Below are 21464 nucleotides of genomic sequence, written 5' to 3' on the forward strand. Positions count from 1 at the left end.
TTGCTTTAATTTTGCCTTAGTGGTGGAATGGTAGACGCTGCGGACTCAAAATCCGCTGGAGCAATCCGTGCAGGTTCAAGTCCTGTCTAAGGCACCAAATAAATTATATATAGCTGATTATAAATCAGCTTTTTAATTATTTTTACAAATAGGAGGTAAAATGGATAATAAATATCAAACATTATTTGATCGTTTAAAACATTATATGGAACTTTCAGCAATTTCCCGTTTCGAAGAAACTATTGTTGATAGCTTAAAATCAGGAATTAAACCTGGAAGGTTTGAAATTTCACGAGACAAACTTGGTTCAGTGATTTTTTATAAAAAATCAAATAAACCAAATGCACCTAAAGTTATGATTGCAGCCCATATGGATGAGGTTGGATATATGGTGCGTAGTATTAAAGATAATGGAAATTTAATGGTAACACCAATTGGAGGAATTTGACCTTCCACAGTGATTGGAACAAAAGCTATTGTTATATCATCAGAAACTAACCAAAGATTTACTGGAGTCTTTGGGCATACAAGCATTCACATTATTACTAATGAAAAGTATAAATCAGCGATGACTAATGATGAATTATATGTTGATCTAGGTTTTAAAACTAAACAAGAAGTTCAAGACAATAACATTAATATTGGTGATCAAATTTTAATGACTGGTGAGACAATTAACTTAGCTAATAATTTAGTAGGTGGTAAAGCAATGGATAACCGCGCTGGTGTTACAGCACTAGAATTTATTGCTAATAATATTGTAGATTTAGAATTAGAATGCGATGTATATTTAGTAGGTACAGTTCAAGAAGAAGTTGGAACTAGAGGAGCAAGGACTGCTGTACAACTTATTAACCCTGATATTGCCTTTGCCTTAGACACTGGGGCCGCACATGATACAACTGGCGCCAAAGAAGGTACACCAGTATTAGGAAAAGGTGTAAGTATTTTAGTTAAAGATGGAGGAACGTTACCAGATCCAAAATTAATTAAATATTTATTTGAAATTTCTAAAGAGAAAAATATTCCAGCTTATAAATATGTTGCTGGTGGCGGTGGAACTGATGCTGCTGAATTACAATTTGCACCAGGTGGAGCGGCTGTAATGACTATTTCAATTCCTCAAAGATATCTTCATAGCCCTATTGGTGTTTCATCTTTAGTTGATATTCAAGCAACAATTGATTTATTAACTGAATTTATCAAAGACCTTACAAAAGACACATATAAACAAAAATTGCAATACAATTAAGAACCTTGGCACTTGTCAAGGTATTTTTAAAAACTTTTAATTATAATCTAGATAGGTTTGTTTTCCAAATAAATAATAAAATTAATATGGTATATTCTGGAAAATTGCCACAATGTTGAACAAATATTTTTTATTCCATTTTTTCTAAGTTTTTATTTCTTTTGTTTTAAGTTTGAAACTATACTTATTTAAACAGGAGGATTGAAGCAATGAAAAAATACTTTTTAAAATTAACCTTAGCACTTGCACCAATTGGTTTTGTTGTAAGTTGTAATAGCGTAACAAATATAGATAGAAAACTTAAAGATGATCAAAAGGATTCTGAAAATACTACTCAAAACATCCAAAACGAGTTGGATAAATATGGGTGAGACAATCGTAATTTATTTACCTTAAGTGATAATAATCTTTTATCACAAGTGGTATCAAACCAACAAAAATTATTTTATAGTACATACCAAAAATCTATCATTGCATGAGATAAAGATCAAGAGTTTGATTGGGCTGATGTAGATTACGAAACCACAACCGTTTTTAGAGCTAATAATCTAAATAACAACTATTTTATTGTAAATCATAGAAATCAGACTGAACCCAATTATTTAATTACTTATGAAATTAAGGATGATGAATTAATAATTTACTATAAATATGCAACAAAAGATGGAGACAAATTTATTTATTCAAAAGAAGTTTTTAGTCAAATTTTCGAATTTAAAACAACCCAAACTAAACAAGAAAATACAACACCTAAAAATAATAGTAGCGAAAATTCTAGTGATAAATCACCAGAACCAAAAAATAATCAAGACAATCAAACAGAAAACAAAAACGCAGTTGAATCAGAAGATTCAACTGCACATGAATTACTAGTTCTAAATGATATGGATGGAAATGTTGGTGATGTATTTGATAATATGATCGAAGGGTATATAAAAAACACTAAAAACAAAGAAAAAAACCAAAATAAAAAAGAAATTCAATTAAAATGATACGGAAAAAACCAAAGCCGTTCTAAACCTTATTTATCATTTGATAATTCAAATGAGAAATATGCCTTATTTTATGTTAAAGAGGGTAAGACAACAGGCTGAGAAAACGGTTATATTGTAAATGCAACTTTTAATGAAGAAACAAGATCATTAATATTAACATACCAAATGGGGGATAAAAACTATACAAGAGAATTTATTATTCCAAAACGCCAAAAACCTAAGCAACCTAAGGATCAAAATAAAGATAATCAATTGAATAATAAAACACCAGCACCAAAAGATGATAACAAAAATAATAGTAAAGGAAAAACAGAACGGCCAATTCAAAAAGAAGATGAAGCTACTGATTCTAGAGAAACTAACGAAAATCGTGAAAATACTGGTCAAGGTTTAGACAGCAAAAATAAAGATACCATTGATTCAAAGAATAGCCAGGAAACTAATCAAGGAATATTGCTTCTAAATAACAAGGATCAAAACTTTGGTAAAATTTTTGATGATATGTTAGCTCAATATAAGTCAAAAAGTTCAAACAAAACAAAATTTGAGCAAGATAAAATTATTACCTTGCAATGGTATACTATTACAACAAAAAGGCCAATGCCATTTCTTTCTATTACCGCATCAAGAGGTAAGAATGCTATCTTATATGTAAAAGAAGGAATTGTAGCACCTTGGAAAAAGGATCAAAAAATTCCATCAATATATGATGAAACAACTAGAATTTTAACAATAACATATCGCATTGGTGATCAAGAAATCACACAAAATTTTGAAATTCCAAATAATACAGAATTTTCTGATAATGCATCAACTAGTGAAGATAAATCTAAAAAAGCCGATGAAACACAACTTACACCACCCATTAGTGGAGAATCTGATATACAAGAAGATGGTTCGACAAAAACAAATGAAAGAGAAACTAAAAAGAATAAATTAAGTGAGAATTCTGAAACAACTGATAATAAAGAGAAAAGTAATGCACAACAAGAAGTCCAAACTCCTGGCACTCAAGACTCAACTGGAAGCACAGACAATTCTGATGCATCAAATAGTAGTGAACAAGCAAACTCTGAAACTAGCAAAACTACTCAAGGCAATTTTGGTTCTGGATCTACAAGTGAAGCTGCACCGGATACATCAACACAAACAGAACAAGATTCTGTAGGATCTAGCACAGGTGGCTCAGCTTCACAATCTGACAGCACAAGCACAAACACTCAAACTAGTTCAACCCGTTCAGATAGTGCACCAACTAGTGAATCTACGGAAAAACAAGACGGGCAATCATCAGGTGATACACAAAATATAAAAAAAGAGGAAACGAATAAAGAATCAAACCCAGAAGACAACTCTTCTGATTCAAATACTAACCAAACAAATAATTTAGATTTATTAATTTTAAATACTGAAGAGAATTTTGGAAAAACATTTGATGATATGTTAAATACATATAAAGTAAAAAAACAGTATAAACCGAAATATGAAAAAAACAAAGAGGTGCAATTACAATGATATAAAGGTAAAAAAAGCACTAAAAAATTCTTTTCAATTGCCAGCTCTGGGGGAACTAATGCTGTTTTTTATGTAAAAGATGGTAGCGAAGGAGAATTTGAAAAGAAATATACTAAAAATAGTAAAAAACTAATCGCTATTTATGATGAAAGCAGCAGAACATTAACAGTGACTTATGAACATAATGGTCAAAGTCATACTCAAACAGTTACTATTCCTCATGCCAAGACAAATTAAAATATTTATTTCAATTCAATAAGAGAAAAGTTAACATTAAATGTTAACTTTTCTTAATTTTTATTTTCTTTTTTTAGTTCTTGTAATATTTTATCAATTTCACTACCAGTTTTAGAAACCGTATCTAAATAAAACCTTACCTCTGGCACTTTTCTTCAGTCTAATGTTTGAGATAACAATTTGCGAACGTAACCAGAAGCATTATTTAGGGCAATAATTCCTTTTTGCTCGCTTTTTGCTAAAGTTACAAATACTTTAACAAGACCTAGATCTGAGGATAATTTTGCTTCCATAACTACTGGATCATAAATATTTACATTATCTAAATCATATGCAAGAATACTTGCAATTAGTTGTTGTATTTGATTTTCTTTTTTTCTTAAATTAACTAGATTCATAAAAATATTATACATGTATTTAAGATTATAGTATTAAAATAGTAACAGTGAATTAACCTACTTATAAAAATTACCTATTTTAAAGTTGATTTTTAGTGTTAAATTATCAATTAATTTTATTATTAAAAAAATATAAATTTGTTATTATGTAATTATTAAAAAGTATTAAAATTATAGGAGCAAAGCACATTATGAGTAAAAGCATGATTCAATTTTGAAATAAATTTGAATTCACCTTTTGAATTCTATTTCTATTTCTTGGTTTTGTATTTAGTATCTTAGAATTTTTTAAAATTAACCTTACATTAGGATTTATCCTCGGATCATTAGTATCTTATTTATTATTTAAAATAACAGCTTTAATTTATACGTCATTATTTTTACAGAGAAGAAAGATTTACTATTTTCTTTTACCCTTAAAAATGTTGTTTTTTTTTAGTTTATTATTTTTAATAATTTATTTGATGAAATCGATAAACCAAATTCATTTAGGAGATACAAACATGCATTGAGCTCATGGACGTATTAATTTATTTAGTTTTATATCATGTTTATCATTAAGTGCAATTGCTATTATAGTGCATGTAATTTTAATTAAAAGAAAGGTGACGAATGGAAAACATCAAAAATTCATTATTTAATTGACGTCAACCGCAGTTAGTTTCATTGTTTGTAACTGTCATAATAGTTCTAATTTTGTCAGTTTGAATCTATATAAAAGTTAAAAGGACAAATCCACAAAAAGCTTCTAAAGGCATAGTTTTAATTGCTGAAGCTTACGTGGGTTCAATTGAGAAAACTTATGAGGCTGTTGCTGGCCCTGGAGATAATTTAAAAATTGCAAGATTTTACATCTTAAGTTTAGGAACTTTTTTATTAATAGGAAATGGTGTTGTTGTCTTTGGACTTGAACCAATTGTTACCTCATTTTCTGTTCCATTTTCTTTAGCTATTTTAACATGGTTTGGGGTTCTTATTATTGGAACTATTTATAGTAAATGAAAATTTTATGCAAAATTATTAATTCCAACTGAATTAATTGGTAAGTTATCTATCTTAGTTTCATTAAGTTTTCGGATCTATGGAAATATTATTGGTGGTGCTGCTATTTTAGCCATGGCCTATGTTTCTGGCGGAATTATGTGACAAAAAGTTTTTTCAGTTGGATATGGACAAGAATTATATTTCTTTTCACTTATTATTACACCATTCTTTCATTTTTATTTTGATATTTTTGGTTCTACGCTACAGGCATTTATTTTTGCTTTATTAACCTCAGTTTATTGAGTGTCTGAAGCAAGTGATATTAAACCAAAAAAACAAACTACAAGTAGAAAATTATCTTTTAGGGATTGAACTAGAAGAAAAACAGAAGCAATTTATTAGGAGATTATTATGTTAGAAGTAACAACTTTATTACAAGAGGCAACTCAAAGTGCAACACAAGTTGCAAATAATAATGCATCAACCTCAAGTGTTAGTGTTGGATTATTAGGTGTTGGTGCAGGTATTGCTGCAATTGGTTGCTTAGGTGCAGGAATTGGCCAAGGATATGCAGCAGGAAAAGCTTGTGAAGCTGTTGGTCGTAACCCTGAGGCTGAATCTAAAATTAGATTGATGCTTATTATTGGTGCAGGTATTGCCGAGACAACTGCAATTTATTCTTTACTAATTGCCTTAATTATTTTATTTACTAAATAGTTGGTTAAATAATGGTTTATTATAGTGAAGCACAACAATCAGCAAGTGTAAACGAACAATTTGGAACTAGATTTAAAGACCTTTTTGCAGGTCTCTTTCCAAGTATACCCTTAATGATTGCGACAATTCTTGCTTTTATAATTGTATGTAGTTTACTTTTTTATTTAGTTTATAAACCAATTAAGAAATTAATGAAAGAACGTGAACAATTTATTCAAAGTAATATTGATGATTCAATACAACAAAAACAAGAAAGCATTTTAAAACTTAATGAAGCCAATCAAAGTTTAAAAAATGCACATATTCAAGCAGAACAAATCATTTCTAAAGCAAAAATTAAAGCTGAAAAAACAGCTGAAGTATATTTAAATAGTGCTAAGACTGAGTCAAAACGATTATTAGAAGAAACAAATATTGATATTGAGAACCAAAAGAAACAATTCGACTTTAATTCACGTAGGTATGTTGTAGAAATTGCAACTGAGTTAGCCGAAAAAATTCTCAAAAGAGAAATCACACAAACTACACAAGATGAAATTATTAATCAATATTTAAATACTGATAAAGATGTTGAGGAACTATAATGTTTCGTAAAACTCATACATCTGCATATGCTATTGCCATTTTTGATTTAGTTTTAGAAGATGATAGATTTGTAGAACTAGAACCATATTTTGAATTACTTAAAGAATTCTTAAATCAAAATCCTGAATTTATTGATTATTTAAAAAATGATGGTGTTCCAGAAACTGAACGTTTAAAAACAATTGATTTAGCTTTTGCTGGTTTTGATTGAATAATTCTTAATTCTCTAAAAGTAATCGTACAACGGAAAGCTGTCAATATTTTAAAAAATATTATTATAGAATATTTAAAACTATCAAACCATCATTTAAAAATAAGGTATATTGATGTTATTTCGGCCTTTCCTTTAAATAATGAGCAATTACAAGAAATTAAGGAAAAATTACAAAAAACCACGAGGCGTGCAATAAAAATTACAAACCATATTGATAAAAGCTTAATCAGTGGTTTTAAAATTGTATCGCGCACTGAGGTTTTAGAACTTAACTATAAAAGAGAATTACAAAAACTAAAAAATCAAATTATTTGAAATAGAGAGGAGGTATAATGCCTCTTAAATTAGATGAAATTTCACAAATTATTAAAGAGCGTATTAAAAACTTAGGATCAAAAGTTGATCGTTCTGAAGTCGGACGTGTTGTTTCAGTTGGTGATGGAATTGCAATAGTTTCTGGACTAGAAAAAGTCAGGTATTCTGAATTAGTACGTTTTGGCAATGGTATTTATGGTCTGGCTTTAAATTTAGAGGATGAAACTGTGGGGATTGCTTTATTAGGTGATGCTTATTCTGTATCTGAAGGTGATGTTGTATCCCGTACAGGTCAAGTCATTTCTGTTCCAGTTGGGGACCAAATGCTGGGCCGTGTTATTGATGCATTAGGTATGCCTTTAGATGGTAAAGCACCAATTAACAATAACCACACTTCTGAAATATTTAAAACTGGTTCAGGAGTTATGACGCGTAAAGAAGTAAATCAACCTTTAGAAACTGGTATTTTAGCAATTGATGCTATGATTCCAATTGGCAAAGGACAACGTGAATTAATTATTGGAGATCGCCAAACAGGTAAAACCTCAATTTCAATTGACACAATTATTAATCAAAAAGGTAAAAATGTAAAATGTGTATATGTTGCAATTGGACAAAAGAATTCGACTGTTGCACAAATTGTACAGAAACTTTCTGATGCAGGTGCCTTAGAATATACAACAATAGTTGTTGCAGGTGCTAGCGAATTAGCTCCAAAACAATATATTGCACCATATACGGGAGCAACCATTGCTGAAGAATGAATGAAGCAAGGACAAGACGTTTTAATCGTGTATGATGATTTATCTAAACATGCGATTGCTTATCGTACTTTATCATTATTATTACGCCGCCCACCTGGACGCGAGGCCTACCCTGGGGATGTTTTTTACTTGCATTCACAACTTTTAGAAAGAGCTGCTCGCTTAAACTCACAATATGGTGGAGGTTCAATAACTGCATTGCCAATTATAGAAACTCAGCAAGGTGATATAAGTGCATATATACCTACAAATGTTATTTCGATTACTGATGGACAAATTTTTACTAAAGAATCGTTATTCAATGCAGGTCAGCGCCCTGCTGTTGATATTGGATTTTCAGTCTCTAGGGTTGGATCTGCTGCTCAAACTAAGGCTATGAAACAAGTTGTTGGTTCTTTAAAACTAGAACTAGCTCAATATAATGAAATGCAAGCATTTGCTCAATTTGGTTCTGGTTTAGATAATTCAACTAAATCAATTTTAGATCATGGTGCAAAAGTATATCGCCTTTTAAAACAAGATCAATACTTTTTGTTGCCTTCTTATATTCAAGTAATATTATTAATTGGGGTTAAAGAACGTATCATTAACCCTCTACCTTTTGATAAAATAACATCATATCGTGATAATGTAATTGATTGAGTTACCCATGATCAAAGCGGAATTGATATTGCTAATGATATTTTAACAACTGGCATCTTATCACAGGAAACATATGCAGCTATTGAACAAAATTTAGTTCGTATTGTGAAAGCAATTATTTCAATTATTCCAAACTATGATGAAAAACAATTTGAATCATTGCCCAAAAAATATATAGGTACAAATAATGCCTAATTTAAATGGATTAAAAAACCGTATTAATGTTATAAAAAGTACAGAAAAAATCACTAATGCTATGGAGCTAGTGTCAACTTCAAAATTACGCCGCCTTAGAAATGAATTTTTTAGTATAAATTCATACCAAACTACTTTAAAAAATATCTTTAATGATTTGATTAACAATGTTGATCCTCGTAAGCTATATTCAATTTTTCCTAAAAATAGTGCACAAGGCAAATTATATATTGTTATTACAAGCGATTTAGGACTTTGTGGATCATATAATTACAATATTATTAATTTGCTTAAAGAACAAATTAAACCCGAAGATAAAATTATTGTGCTCGGAGATAAGGGGGTAGTTTTATTAAAAAATTCTAAATTAAAGGATCAAGTGATTAAGTTTATTGGTAATGTTGGGGATTCATTAAGTTATGATATAAGTTCAACAATTATTAAAGTTTCACTTGATTTGTATTTAGAAAATAAAGTTTCGGCTATAAATCTTTTATATACAGAATTTATCAATAATTTAGTACAAGAAGCACGAAATTTACAATTATTTCCATTTGTTATTGATAAAAAGAAGATTGGTTCAAAAATATCACAATTAATTGAGTTTGAACCAAATGCCGAAACTGTGCTTGTTAAATCAGTTCCACTGTTTTTAACTAGTACATTATATAATCATGGGTTTGGTTCAAAAATTTCTGAAATTGCATCGAGGCGTAATGCAATGGAAAATGCCACTAATAATGCTGGAGAATTAATTCAAAATCTGCAACTGGAATTCAATAGACAGCGTCAAAGTTTAATTACACAAGAAATCACTGAAATTGTTTCAGGAGCAGATGCTACTTAAAAAAAGGAGTTTTTATGGTTAGAAACGAAGGTACAATAGTTCAAATTTTAGGCCCTGTTGTTGATGTGAGATTCCAAGAAGGAAAGTTGCCAAAACTACTAAATGCACTTAAAACAGAATTTGAAGGCAAAGTATATACCTTTGAAGTAGCTCAGCATATTGGCGATGAAACTGCTCGTACTATCGCAATGTGTGATATTAATGGATTACAAAGAGGTTTAACTGTTTTAGATACTGGAATGCCAATTCAAGTACCAGTTGGTGAAAAAGTTTTAGGAAGAATGTTTGATGTACTTGGAAATCCAATTGATGATTTACCACTTGATAATGATGTTACAAAATCATCAATCCATGCAACTCCACCAAGTTACGAAGAACAAAAAACATCTTCGGAAATTTTGGAAACTGGTATTAAAGTTATTGACTTATTAATTCCGTATGTAAAAGGTGGAAAAATTGGTCTTTTTGGAGGAGCAGGAGTTGGAAAAACTGTTTTAGTACAAGAACTTATTAATAATATATCTACACAACATAATGGACTTTCTGTTTTCGCGGGCGTTGGCGAAAGAACCCGTGAAGGCAATGATTTATACCACGAAATGAAACATGCTGAGGTTTTAGATAAAACAGCTTTAGTTTTTGGACAAATGAATGAATCGCCTGGCGCTAGAATGCGTGTTGCACTTAGTGGTTTAACTATGGCAGAATATTTTAGAGATAAACGAAATCAAGATGTTTTATTATTTATTGATAATATTTTTAGATTTACCCAAGCCGGTTCGGAAGTATCAGCTTTACTTGGAAGAATGCCTTCTGCTGTTGGTTACCAACCTACTTTAGCAACTGAAATGGGTGCTTTGCAAGAAAGAATTACTTCAACACATCGTGGCTCAATTACATCTGTACAAGCCGTTTATGTTCCAGCAGACGATTTAACTGACCCAGCACCTGCTACGACCTTTACTCACTTAGATGCCAAAACAGTTTTAGATCGTACGATTGCATCATTAGGGATTTATCCTGCCATTGACCCACTAAATTCTTCATCTCGTTTACTGGATCCTTTAATTGTTGGATTAGAACACTATGAAGTATCACAAGGTGTTGTTTCAATATTACAAAGATTTAAAGAGTTACAAGATATTATTGCTATTTTAGGAATGGGTGAACTTAGCGAAGAAGATAAAGCAATAGTTGCTAGAGCACGTAGAATTCGTAATTTCTTATCTCAACCTTTTACAGTTGCTGAAAAATTCTCTGGTATTAAAGGTGTTTACGTTCCTTTATCAGATACCATTAGAAGTTTTAAAATGATTTTATCGGGTGATTTTGATGATTATCCTGAAGAATTATTTAGATATGCTGGTAGCATAGACGATGTAATTTCTAGATATCAAAAAACACTAGAGACAAAATAAATGGCTCAAACATATTTAAAAATTACTGTTCCAAGTGGTATATATTATGAGGGTTGGACAGATATAGTGACACTAAAAACTTCATCAGGTTATATCGGACTGCAAGCAAATAAATCACCTTTATTTTCAAATATAGAAATAGGCACTTTAACAATTGGTTGAGAATCTAATGAAAATTCAGAAAAATATTATATTGGTGGCGGGTTAGTTTATGCTAATGGTTCGAAAATTGATATTATAACTGACGATATTTTAAAATTATCAGAAATTGACCTTGAAAAGCAATTAGCTGAAAAAGAAGCTTTAGAAAAGCGTATTGCGCAAGGCAACCAAGATACTTCTGATATTAGTAAATTAGAAACAAAATTAAAACGTACATTATTTAAAATAAAAAGTTTGAAAAACAATTAATTTATGTATAATTTACATTAATTATGGCAAATTTATATAATAATAGAGAAAACAAAAACCAAGAAGGTTTTAACCCATATGTAGATAATAGTGAGAAAGTTGCTCAATCTAGCACAGCTGCTAAAATTGCATTTTGAGTTTTAGGTTTATTAATTTTTTCAGCAATATATTTTTTAGTTAAAAGAAATGCATATTTAAAACAACAAAATTACATTAATGAATCAGCATCAACAATTGATGTTCAACTTGCTAAAAGATCAGATACATTAGTTAAGTTATATGATGTAGTACAATCACACAAACAATTTGAAAAAGATACTTTTTCAGAAATTGCTCGTTTAAGAACTTTCAGATCATCAAGTAATCTAACAAGTGCACAAAGAACTGAATTAGAAGGTCTAAATAACTCAGTATTTGGTAGATTAATGGCTGTCTCTGAAAACTACCCAGAACTTAAGGCTTCTGAATCTTACAAAACATTAACTGAACAAATTATTTACCTTGAAAGAGAAGTTGCTGCTGCTCGTAGATTATACAATACTAATGTTACACAATTTAATGCATCAATTTTTGCATGACCTGGTAGTGTTGTTGCTGCTACACTAGGACTTTCTACATTTGGACTATTTGCTGCATCTACTCAACAAAGACAAGATGTTTCAATGAAAGGATTATAATGTAAAACCAAACCATTAAAATGGTTTGGTTTTTTATTTGTCTTTTTTACTAATATTTTTATTAGTAAATATATGTTTAAAGATAAAAAACAAATTTCGCCATGGGATTGCTCTTTATATGTATTTCGCGAGTATTTAAGTTATAAAAAATATGAAGATATTCCCCTTGACGAATTAAAATTTAAAGCAAAATATAATCAAGAAGGAATTAGTTTAAACAATTATAATATGTTGCTTAATGAATTTGGTTATAGCATTAATGCTTATAAAGCAAGCATCGAAGAAATTAGTAAACTTTCCAGCAATGAATTACCATTTGGCGCAATTATAAGTTCTGTAAATTATAACCATATGGTTTTGATTATTAAAATAGATCCAAAATATATAACTTATTATGATCCAGGACTTGGAACTAAAACAAAAATTTCCACTGCAGAATTTGCTGAGCTAACAAAAGGTATATATATTGAATTTCTTAAAGATACTACTTTGGTTAATCATACAAGTGTAACTATAAAAGAACAAGGTAATAATAAAGATGCCAATTATAGTTTGTTTTTACTTTCCAAGACAAAAATTATATTACTATTTGTATTATTATTTGAATTGGGGATTTACATCATCATTCCTTGAATTAATAAACGGATTTTAAATATTATTATTCCATATAAGTTAAAAGATGAAATTATAGTTATTGCATTATTAATTTTTATAAGTTTTTTATTTATTTATTTAATCCAAACTTTAAGTTACCAAATTAGGCGTAACTATTTTTATAACTATTCATATCAGCAACTTTTTGCTACTTTAGAAAAATTTTCTAAAGAAAATTATGGCATGCTCAATATTATGCCTAATGTTGAGATTAAAACAAGGCTTGGCAACCTTTTTTATATTCTCAATATTCAAGAAGTTTTCTTGCCTAATTTTATCGTCAACTGTGTGGGCTTTTGTGTGTCATTGCTAATATTACGAAATATCAATTTAGTTTTATTATTAATTTTATGTTGTTTTGGTATTTTAATTTTAGTTATTAGCTATTTAAAAAAAATAATTTATGAAAAAAATTATTTAAAAATTCAAGGTAATTCATATCATTTAGAAACCAAATTAGATAATTATTTAAAATCATTAAAAGAAGCACAAGAAGATTATTTAACTAAGAGAATTTTATTCGATTGACAAACAAATTCAAAAACTTTTAAAGATAAATCACTTAGTTTTGAAATTCACAACAACAATCTTAATAGTTTTCAAAATATCATTGAAATGTCCTTGCATCTTTTTATAAGTATAATAGGGGTTTATGAAATTTGGAACCAAAGAATGGAATACTCTAACTTTATTTATTTTTTAACATCAATTAATTTATTTATCCGACCGATTAAAGGGTTTTTTCAAAGTTTTGATTCTTATATTGAATATTCTCAAAAAATTAAAACAATTGATATATTTGATAAAAATACCAAAAATCAATTAACTATTCCAAAATTTAATGAAACAATTAAGTCATTACAACTTTCATATGCTGAATTTAAGTATCAAGATTTATTACCTACAATTGTGAATATTGATCGTTTAATCTTGCAAGATAAAGTTAAAATTATTGGAAAAAATGGTAAGGGTAAAAGCACCATTGCAAAACTTCTAGCAGGACTATTACCCCTTAATAAAGGGGAAATATTTGTGAATGAGAAAATTTCATACTTGTTTTTTAATGAACGTTTAAAAGAGCAAATTTTATATTTAAATTCTGAGCGTAGCGATCTTCATTTATCTGTGAAAGATTATTTAATAATTAATGACAAAAACTCATTTATTGATTTGCTTAAAAATAGTAATTTAGATGTTATTCTAAAAAGTGTTAATTTGGATTTAAGCTGTTTTTTAGACAAGCAGGTTAACAGTTTGTCAAAAGGACAATTGGCATTTATTAAGTTGCTTAAATTATTTTTACGCGATTATGATGTAATTATTTTTGATGAAGCTTTTGAAAATTTAAGTATTAATACTTATAATGACTTAAAAAATCGTTTAAATAGTTTACTATCAAACAAATTAGTTATTGAAATTAGTCATAGTAGTCGGTATATTTTTGATGGAAATAGTAATGAGGTAAATTTAGATGAACTTGTTTAAGAAATATTCTTTAAGTATTTTCCTGCTTTGCTTAATTTTTGCTATTTTTATATTTTTACTTTATAAAATTAGTTTTTTAAAAACTTATGAATATTATAACGTGCATATTCATAAGTTAAAAAACGAATTATATATTCAAAATATTTCGTATGAAAAACTAAGTGAAAATAATTTTTTATTTAATGCTAATATAAATAATTCAATTCAAAAATTTGATTTAATTGTACAAGATAAATTAACTGATGAAGGTATTTTAATAGATAGTGAAGAATTAATGAAGTTTTTAGAATCAAATAATATTTATACAATTCAAGGTTATATTTCAATTGAGAAAGAAACGATAAGCCAAGTTATTATTGTTTATTTGAGAAACATTTTGCCAATCTAATTGTAGAATAACTACTTTTTTGAACTACATTTTTAATTTTCTGCCCAGACTGTTGGGGTTAATCTTTTTTTATTTTTTGATTTATATTATGATGCTTTTGTTGCAAAAAAAAGATAATGAAAAAAACAAACCAAAAAAATTTTTTCTTCTTCGGCAACTAAATTGGAAAATTTATATATTTTTTGATGTTTTTACTGTCTAAAAAATTAAGACATAATTATGTATATTATTAAATCAACTACAAAATTTCAAAATGAAACAAAAAGATTTTTAACCCGCCGCCGCCGCCCTTGATTGCAATCAAGGGGGCCTTACTTTTGAAAAAGTAAGCAAAACTCCCAGAAAACACGTGCCCGTGTTTTCTATTTTTATTATTCTCTTTTTTATTAAAAAATATTAAAATTAATATGCATCAATTTTTATTTCATCATTGATGCTTCTGTGTAATGTTCGAAGTATCTCTAAATACTCAGCCATAATCTTATTGGCTTCAAGGTTATTTCCTCGTGCATTCACAGAGACACTATTAAACTTTGAGATGTATAATTCAAGAGTTTTAAAAAATGAGTTTGTTTTCTTATTGATAAATGCTAGTTTTCCAACGGCAGGGATAGAATAATCTAAACCTTTCTCAAGAGCTCACATTTCTGTAAAGCTTAGATATTTTCCATTAGGTTCCTTGGCAAAGTATTTTTTTCCATTATATTTAAAATACAAATTATCATCAGAAGAATGTACTAACACAACATCAGAATTATAAGGAAATATAATCCTTTTGTCATGCATATCGAAAGCTGCAAGGTTTTTACCTTGGTATCTAACAACACCATTTAAAACTTTTCTATTAATCTCTAAATCAACGGCTCAATTGCCGTTTTTCTTTCCTTCTTTTTGAAAGACATTATGTTTAGAAATTATTTTTTTATTCCTCGTGTTGTAATAATTTTGAAATACTTCGTTATTTTGTTTTAAATCATTAATATCTTTATATCCGTTTTCATGAATTAATAATGGGTATTGATCTAATGATGTTCTAAAAGATCTCTCAACGTGTGGTTTATGTTTGGGATTAGAAGAACTGAGTACTTCTATTCCTTTTTTATTTAAATCTTTTTCAAAAATTGTTTGTGCGTTTTCGTTTCCCCAAAAAGTTCTTCTTTTATCAGTATAAATTTTCTTTGGAAATCCATATTTCTTAAATACTATTTCTAACAGTCTTTGATATCCTAATGTTGTTTCTTGTTCTTCAAATCATGCTGCTAATAATGTTCCAGTGGCAACATCAATTGCATGATAAAGATAGAATGGTTTATTATTTTTTAAATATGGTTCAAGCTGAGCATCGATTTCAACAATTTCACCAAATTCTAAATTTTTCTTTAGACCCAAAACTTGTCTTTGTTTTTCATTTTGTTTAATTTGTTTATAATATTTTTTTAATAGCAATGTTGTCTCTTGTGAAGTTTTCTTCTTTGATAATTTTGCTATTTTTCTTCCTCTTTTGGTTGTATGTATATTAAATAATCCTAATTGGTTGAATCTTCTTACCAAAGTTTTGTAAGAAATTTTTTGCCTTATAAAAGAACCATATTCTGAATAATAATAACTTTTAAACGAAAGTTGGTTATTTGTTAGAATGCTATTTAAAATAATTTCACATGTTTTTAAATAATCTTTAAACACTAATTCAATTTCTGAATCTGTAACTTTGCAACTTCTTTGTTGATTTTTATTTTTATGATTGATGTCAATTTCTTGATTACTTTTTATTATTTTTTTATATCTTTTTACAGTTGATACACTGAGCTTTGTAATTAAACTAAGTTGAGATAAAGATTTTTCAATATTAGCAGCAATTAATATGAGAGATTGCTGTTTTTTTAGTTCGTAGTTCGTTAAGTTTTTGTACTTATCTATGTTATGTTTGATTCTCATAAATAATTTATACCATATTTTAATTAAATTAGTTCACTTTCGGTGGGATTTATATATGGACCTAAATAGTTGTCATTGGACACTTTCTTTGATTGATCAAAAATACAAATTCATTTTCCTAAATTTTTCATTATAATATTAATGTATCCTTTCTTGTTTTTGCACATTTATTTTATTACAGGATACATAAAAACAAAGTCATATGCATGCTTAACTTGCATATGACTTTTCTAATTAATATTTTTTTCAATAATATGAAAATTGCTGCAATTTTTGATAAAAATATTTTGTTTATATCTTTTTTTGTTATACTAATAAACCAGTGAAATTTAATTAAAAGGAGTTTAAATATGTTAATAGGAATAAGCGGAATGATAAGTAGTGGAAAAAGCACTTTAACAAAGAAATTGCACAATCATTACAAAACATCATTAATGTTAGAGGAATACGAAGAAAATAATGTTGTTTTTAATCAATTTTTAGAATGATTATATGAAAAACAACCAAATTTAACAATGGGGTTTCAAACATATGTTGTAGAAAACCACACAACAAAGTTAAATGAGATTATAAAAAAATTCAAAGAACTAAACAAAAACTTTAAAGAGGATCATATTTTCCTTGATAGATTTAGTATTGAACATTATATTTTTGCAAATGTAAATTTAAGACCAAAAGGAGAATCATATTTAAAGGGATATGATGCACTTTTTGAACATTTAATAACAAAAGAAGAAACACCAGATTTAGCTATTTATTTAGATGTGAGTTATGAAACTTTTGAAAAAAGACTTTTTGAAAGAGGCCGTGCGGTTGAAATTGATAACTATCAATTAAATAAATCTTATTTTGAAACCTTGTATAACTTATACAAAGAATTGTTCGAAAAACAAGCTAAAAAATATAATTTAAATTATGTAATTATAAATACCGATAATTTAAATGAGGAACAAGTATTTGAAAAGGCTAAGGAAATTATTGATACTTTTGATAGAAACAAGGTAGATAGATAAAATGGTTATAGCAGTAAGTGGAATGATAGGGAGCGGAAAAAGCACTTTAACAAAGGAGTTGAAAGAAATATACAAAAATTCTATACTTGTTGAGGAGTTTGCTGATGAAGACCCTGTATTTAATAAATTTTTAAAATGAATTTATGAAAAAGAACCTAATATTGATATAGCGTTTCAATCTTACATAATAGAGTCATTATCCGATACTTTTAAGAAAGAAGAAAAAAAGTTTTTAAAACTTTATAGTAGTCATAAAAATGGATATATGTTTCTTGATAGATTTAACATAGAACATTATATTTTTGCGATTGTAACTTTAGAAAAAAAAGATAAAAAATATCTAAAGGCCTTTGATGCTTTATTTCAACACATAGTTGACCCAAGTGATAATCCTGATTTAGCTATCTATCTAGATGCTAATTTTGACGTTATAAAAGAAAGAATTTTAGCAAGAGGACGAGCAGTGGAAGTAGATAATTTCGCTGAAAATGAACCATATTTCCAAAGATTGCACGAACTATACAAAGAATTATTTGTGAAATTATGCTCATTTTATAACATTCCTTATAAAATTATTAATACTAACAACAAAAAAGATTATGAAGTTCAAGAAGAAGCTGAAGAAATAATAAATAATTTTGAATTTAGTGGATCTAAAAGAGCTTAAACAATTGTCTTTAACCAAAATAAAATTATTACTAATTATTGTAAGTAAGTTTATTAAAAGAATATATTTAAATTTATAATATTTAGTATGAAAATTAATCTAAAAACATGAGTAAATAATGGATTTTTGGATTTTTAAACCCTATTCCAATTCAATTTTTAACTAAACAAAAAATTGAATTGGAATAGGGTTTTATTTTCGTGGTTTTTTTCTTGAGTTATGTTAAATTGCAAGTTCATTAACTTTGCATGGTGATTCATAAAAATTCACTCACTTTTTTGTCGCCTTTATCAGTTTTAGATTGAATGTTCATATTCAAATTGTTTATTTTTCAAAATATTTTTTCATAATTCTTTATTTTAATAATTTTGTCAAATGAAAAATGAAATGTGTTCAACTCAAACTTACTAATATTATAATTCTTAAATTCATCATAAGATCTAAAGATTTTTAATCATTTTATGCTTTTAATTTTTTAATTGCGCCTTTACTTAGGGATATGTCAAAACCGCCTGCGAAAATATCTTAATGTTTTTTAGTATAAGATAAACTTTAAGAATGATTTTTATTGTTAAATTTTGTTAATGGAAAATTTATGAAATAAGAAAATATTTCCAGTTTATATTTTAAAAAATGTTATAATTTTAATGATTTAATTTATCGGAGGTTAACTTTTTTATGTTTAGTTTTAAAAAAATAAAAAAATCACTATTTTTAGTAAGTATTTTAGGCGTTTCCTTGCCTACCATATCGCTATCTACTGCTGTTGACAGTAATAAAAAATATACAAAAAACGAAATCACAAAAAAATTTTTTGAACCATATTACAAAAGATTAGGGATTAATATTGATTTATACGATAAGGATCGCGAACAAAACGAATATGATAAAGTAGGTGTTATTGAGGTAGATAATTTTAAAGAAAAATTATTTTTTTCTAAAAAAGATCTTGAATTTAATAATTTATCTAAGTTTAAAGAATATAGTATGCATGGATTTGCTGTTTCTTCATTAGTCGGAACAGATATGGGTATAAATAAAAACGCACGCATATACTTTGACACAATAGACACGAAAGATATGGTAGGTGCAGTCAAAAATATGAACGAACAGTTTAATGTAAAACTTTTCAACATTAGCGCAGGTTATCATGATCTTCCTCATGTGATGAGAAATTATTTTAAAGATTTTATAATGGATGAATATTTATCGCTAAATAAAAATAATTCAAATGAAAACAGATCAAATAAAAATGAAAATAATAAATTAAAAGTAGAAATAGAATATTTAAATAAAATTTCATTTTCTTTATTCTACTATATTTATAATCAAAGTAGTAAATTACAAAAAAACCTTTCCGAAAACACTTATAAATATTATAAAAAATTGGATGAATATGCAACAAAAAACGACTTAAAAATAATTTTAAGTGCTGGCAACAACAATGAAATCATAGATTCTTCATGAAAAAATATTTTTATCAATGCATTAAAAAATGGTTATATTAATGATTTATCATTTAAATCATTGCTCTTTTGGGCTACTACTACATTAAAAAAAATGGTAATAAATGGTAATATAAATTTTGAAAGCGAAGACGATTCTTATGTTAATAAAATAAAAAATATAATCTTATTAAAAAAAATATTAGAAAATATACTAGAGCCATTAGATGGTTTATTAGATAAAGAGAGCTTTTTCGATGATGAGAAAAGAATTAGAGAAATAATCGATGGTTCAATTAAGTTTCAATCTTTTAAATCATTTCCAAATTTGATAACTGTAGGAGCTGTAGATTCTCTTAATTTAGCAACTAATTTTACATCTTATTCATATTTGGATAGCGATAATTTGCCCTTAGTTTCGGCATATGGAGAAGACGGGGATGATCAATCAGAAAAACATTTAATTTATAAAATCGAAAAAGAAAAAAAGAATTTGTTTAATCAGCCTGCTTATTATTCTCTTAGCGAAGCCGAAAAAAAAGAATTATTAAAAAATAAAATTATTGAATGAGAAAAATTATTTTCGGAAGAAACAAGAAAAAAATTATATGAAATATATTCATCATTAACTAATGCATCAATCGAAGAAAAAAATATTATTAAATATTTAGCTAATTTTAATGGGACAAGCATGGCGGCGCCTTTAGTCACTGGAGTTATTTCTTTGTTGCAATCAAATTTAAAAAGAAATTTAAGTTTAAATGAAGTTAAGGTGCTACTAGCATCATCATCTACATACTCAAAAGAAAAAGCTACTAAATCAGCTTACTCAGAAAATCATACGAATACAACAGAAGAGATATGGAGAAAAAATAATTCCAAAAATAAAACCGGATTCGGTATACCTAAATACTTTAAAATGAAAAAAATAATGGATAAAAAATTGTTAAAAGTAATTTCGGAAGAATCATTTAAAAAATGAGTTTCAAAAAGTTCTATAGATTCTGATGAGATTATCATTAAAAATAATTTTAGTCACTTAACCGACACATTAAGTTTAACTGTTAAAAAAGATTTTAGAGAAGTTATAAAAAACTATAAAGAAGGAAATATAAAAGAAATAGCGAATTTAATTGAAAAACATGATAAAAGAATCGACAGCAAATTAGAAAAATTAAAAAAAGATCTTGAAATTAAAGAAAATGAATATATTAAAAGAAATAATGTTAATGAATTTAAAAGAAAATTATTTTCAGAAGGTTTATCTAAAGAAGAATCTGAAATACTATATGAGTTTAAGAAAAAAAGTAAAAATTATTTTGATGTTTATTCTCATTTAATACTTGAAAGAATAAACACTGAAGATCAATCAACATATAATTCAGTAAGAATGAAAGTCAGTGAATCAAAAGATTCCAGCGTAGAAAGAAACAATTTTGGTGAATATTCTAATCTGATCTCAACTAAATATCATCACGAAATTTTATTAAATGATTTTAAGGAATTTGAAAATATCATTAGGGAAGAATTAGCTTATATTGAAAATTATAGTGAGATAATAAAAAATAAAAATGATAAAATTAGAAATAAAAAGATAAAAGAATTTGAAGATAAATATAATTTATATAGAGATGAATTAATGAAATATTATAAGGAATATATAAAAAAATATTGAGAATTTCATTATTATTTAAGTATTAATGGAGAGTAA

Annotated in this window: 18 protein-coding genes and 1 tRNA gene; 17 read left to right on the top strand and 2 right to left on the bottom strand. The window is 27.4% G+C overall.

The annotated features are described in order from the left end of the window. The first annotated feature begins 13 nt into the window (after positions 1-13). From AC0B4K_RS01565 to AC0B4K_RS01575, 3 genes are all read left to right on the top strand, one after another. Positions 14-97 (top strand) — tRNA-Leu (locus AC0B4K_RS01565). A gap of 63 nt (positions 98-160) precedes the next feature. Beyond that, positions 161-1252 carry a M42 family metallopeptidase gene (locus tag AC0B4K_RS01570; RefSeq protein ID WP_465103531.1) on the top strand — a complete coding sequence of 364 codons (1092 nt, stop codon included), beginning with the start codon at positions 161-163 and terminating at the stop codon, positions 1250-1252. Between the two features lie 209 nt (positions 1253-1461). Further along, positions 1462-3999 carry a hypothetical protein gene (locus tag AC0B4K_RS01575; protein ID WP_465103532.1) on the top strand — a complete coding sequence of 846 codons (2538 nt, stop codon included), beginning with the start codon at positions 1462-1464 and terminating at the stop codon, positions 3997-3999. A 53-nt stretch (positions 4000-4052) separates the two neighbouring features. On the opposite strand, the gene rbfA is transcribed toward AC0B4K_RS01575, so the two are convergent. Beyond that, entirely contained in the window at positions 4053-4397 is a 345-nt protein-coding gene (gene rbfA, locus AC0B4K_RS01580) for a 30S ribosome-binding factor RbfA (RefSeq protein ID WP_465101392.1), read from the bottom strand. 612 nt (positions 4398-5009) lie between these two features. Between rbfA and AC0B4K_RS01585 the strand changes: the two genes are divergently transcribed. From AC0B4K_RS01585 to AC0B4K_RS01635, 11 genes are all read left to right on the top strand, one after another. Further along, complete coding sequence (locus AC0B4K_RS01585) at positions 5010-5783, top strand: F0F1 ATP synthase subunit A (RefSeq protein WP_465103533.1); 774 nt, start codon at positions 5010-5012, stop codon at positions 5781-5783. A gap of 9 nt (positions 5784-5792) precedes the next feature. Next, entirely contained in the window at positions 5793-6098 is a 306-nt protein-coding gene (gene atpE / locus AC0B4K_RS01590) for an ATP synthase F0 subunit C (protein ID WP_465103534.1), read from the top strand. 11 nt (positions 6099-6109) lie between these two features. After that, a complete protein-coding gene (gene atpF / locus AC0B4K_RS01595) occupies positions 6110-6682 on the top strand; it encodes a F0F1 ATP synthase subunit B (protein WP_465103535.1) in 573 nt (190 codons plus the stop codon). Next, a complete protein-coding gene (gene atpH / locus AC0B4K_RS01600) occupies positions 6682-7230 on the top strand; it encodes an ATP synthase F1 subunit delta (protein ID WP_465103536.1) in 549 nt (182 codons plus the stop codon). Before atpF ends, atpH begins: the two co-directional genes overlap by 1 nt. After that, a complete protein-coding gene (gene atpA / locus AC0B4K_RS01605) occupies positions 7230-8813 on the top strand; it encodes a F0F1 ATP synthase subunit alpha (RefSeq protein WP_465103537.1) in 1584 nt (527 codons plus the stop codon). Before atpH ends, atpA begins: the two co-directional genes overlap by 1 nt. Further along, positions 8806-9660 carry an ATP synthase F1 subunit gamma gene (gene atpG, locus AC0B4K_RS01610; RefSeq protein WP_465103538.1) on the top strand — a complete coding sequence of 285 codons (855 nt, stop codon included), beginning with the start codon at positions 8806-8808 and terminating at the stop codon, positions 9658-9660. The genes atpA and atpG overlap by 8 nt, the downstream gene beginning before the upstream one ends. 14 nt (positions 9661-9674) lie before the next feature. Further along, positions 9675-11078, top strand: a complete 1404-nt coding sequence (gene atpD / locus AC0B4K_RS01615; RefSeq protein WP_465103539.1) for a F0F1 ATP synthase subunit beta — start codon at positions 9675-9677, stop codon at positions 11076-11078. Beyond that, positions 11079-11489: a F0F1 ATP synthase subunit delta/epsilon gene (locus tag AC0B4K_RS01620; protein ID WP_465103540.1), complete on the top strand. Its 411-nt coding sequence runs from the start codon at positions 11079-11081 to the stop codon at positions 11487-11489. 23 nt (positions 11490-11512) lie between these two features. Beyond that, a complete protein-coding gene (locus AC0B4K_RS01625; protein WP_465103049.1) occupies positions 11513-12166 on the top strand; it encodes a LemA family protein in 654 nt (217 codons plus the stop codon). Positions 12167-12238: 72 nt separating this feature from the next. After that, positions 12239-14305 (top strand): Mbov_0121 family peptidase domain-containing ABC transporter, encoded by a 2067-nt coding sequence (locus tag AC0B4K_RS01630; RefSeq protein WP_465103541.1) that lies wholly within the window; start codon positions 12239-12241, stop codon positions 14303-14305. Next, entirely contained in the window at positions 14298-14693 is a 396-nt protein-coding gene (locus AC0B4K_RS01635) for an MAG1140 family protein (protein WP_465103542.1), read from the top strand. Before AC0B4K_RS01630 ends, AC0B4K_RS01635 begins: the two co-directional genes overlap by 8 nt. Before the next feature lie 402 nt (positions 14694-15095). On the opposite strand, the gene AC0B4K_RS01640 is transcribed toward AC0B4K_RS01635, so the two are convergent. Continuing rightward, a complete protein-coding gene (locus tag AC0B4K_RS01640; RefSeq protein WP_465103543.1) occupies positions 15096-16628 on the bottom strand; it encodes a transposase family protein in 1533 nt (510 codons plus the stop codon). A gap of 350 nt (positions 16629-16978) precedes the next feature. On the opposite strand from AC0B4K_RS01640, the gene AC0B4K_RS01645 reads away from it, so the two are divergent. From AC0B4K_RS01645 to AC0B4K_RS01655, 3 genes are all read left to right on the top strand, one after another. Next, on the top strand, positions 16979-17641 hold the full coding sequence (locus AC0B4K_RS01645) for a deoxynucleoside kinase (protein ID WP_465103544.1): 663 nt from the start codon (positions 16979-16981) through the stop codon (positions 17639-17641). A 1-nt stretch (position 17642) separates the two neighbouring features. Then, positions 17643-18308 carry a deoxynucleoside kinase gene (locus tag AC0B4K_RS01650; RefSeq protein ID WP_465103545.1) on the top strand — a complete coding sequence of 222 codons (666 nt, stop codon included), beginning with the start codon at positions 17643-17645 and terminating at the stop codon, positions 18306-18308. A 678-nt stretch (positions 18309-18986) separates the two neighbouring features. Next, on the top strand, positions 18987-21464 hold the full coding sequence (locus AC0B4K_RS01655; RefSeq protein ID WP_465103546.1) for a S8 family serine peptidase: 2478 nt from the start codon (positions 18987-18989) through the stop codon (positions 21462-21464).

It is taken from the genome of Mycoplasma sp. 11548 (assembly GCF_055523555.1).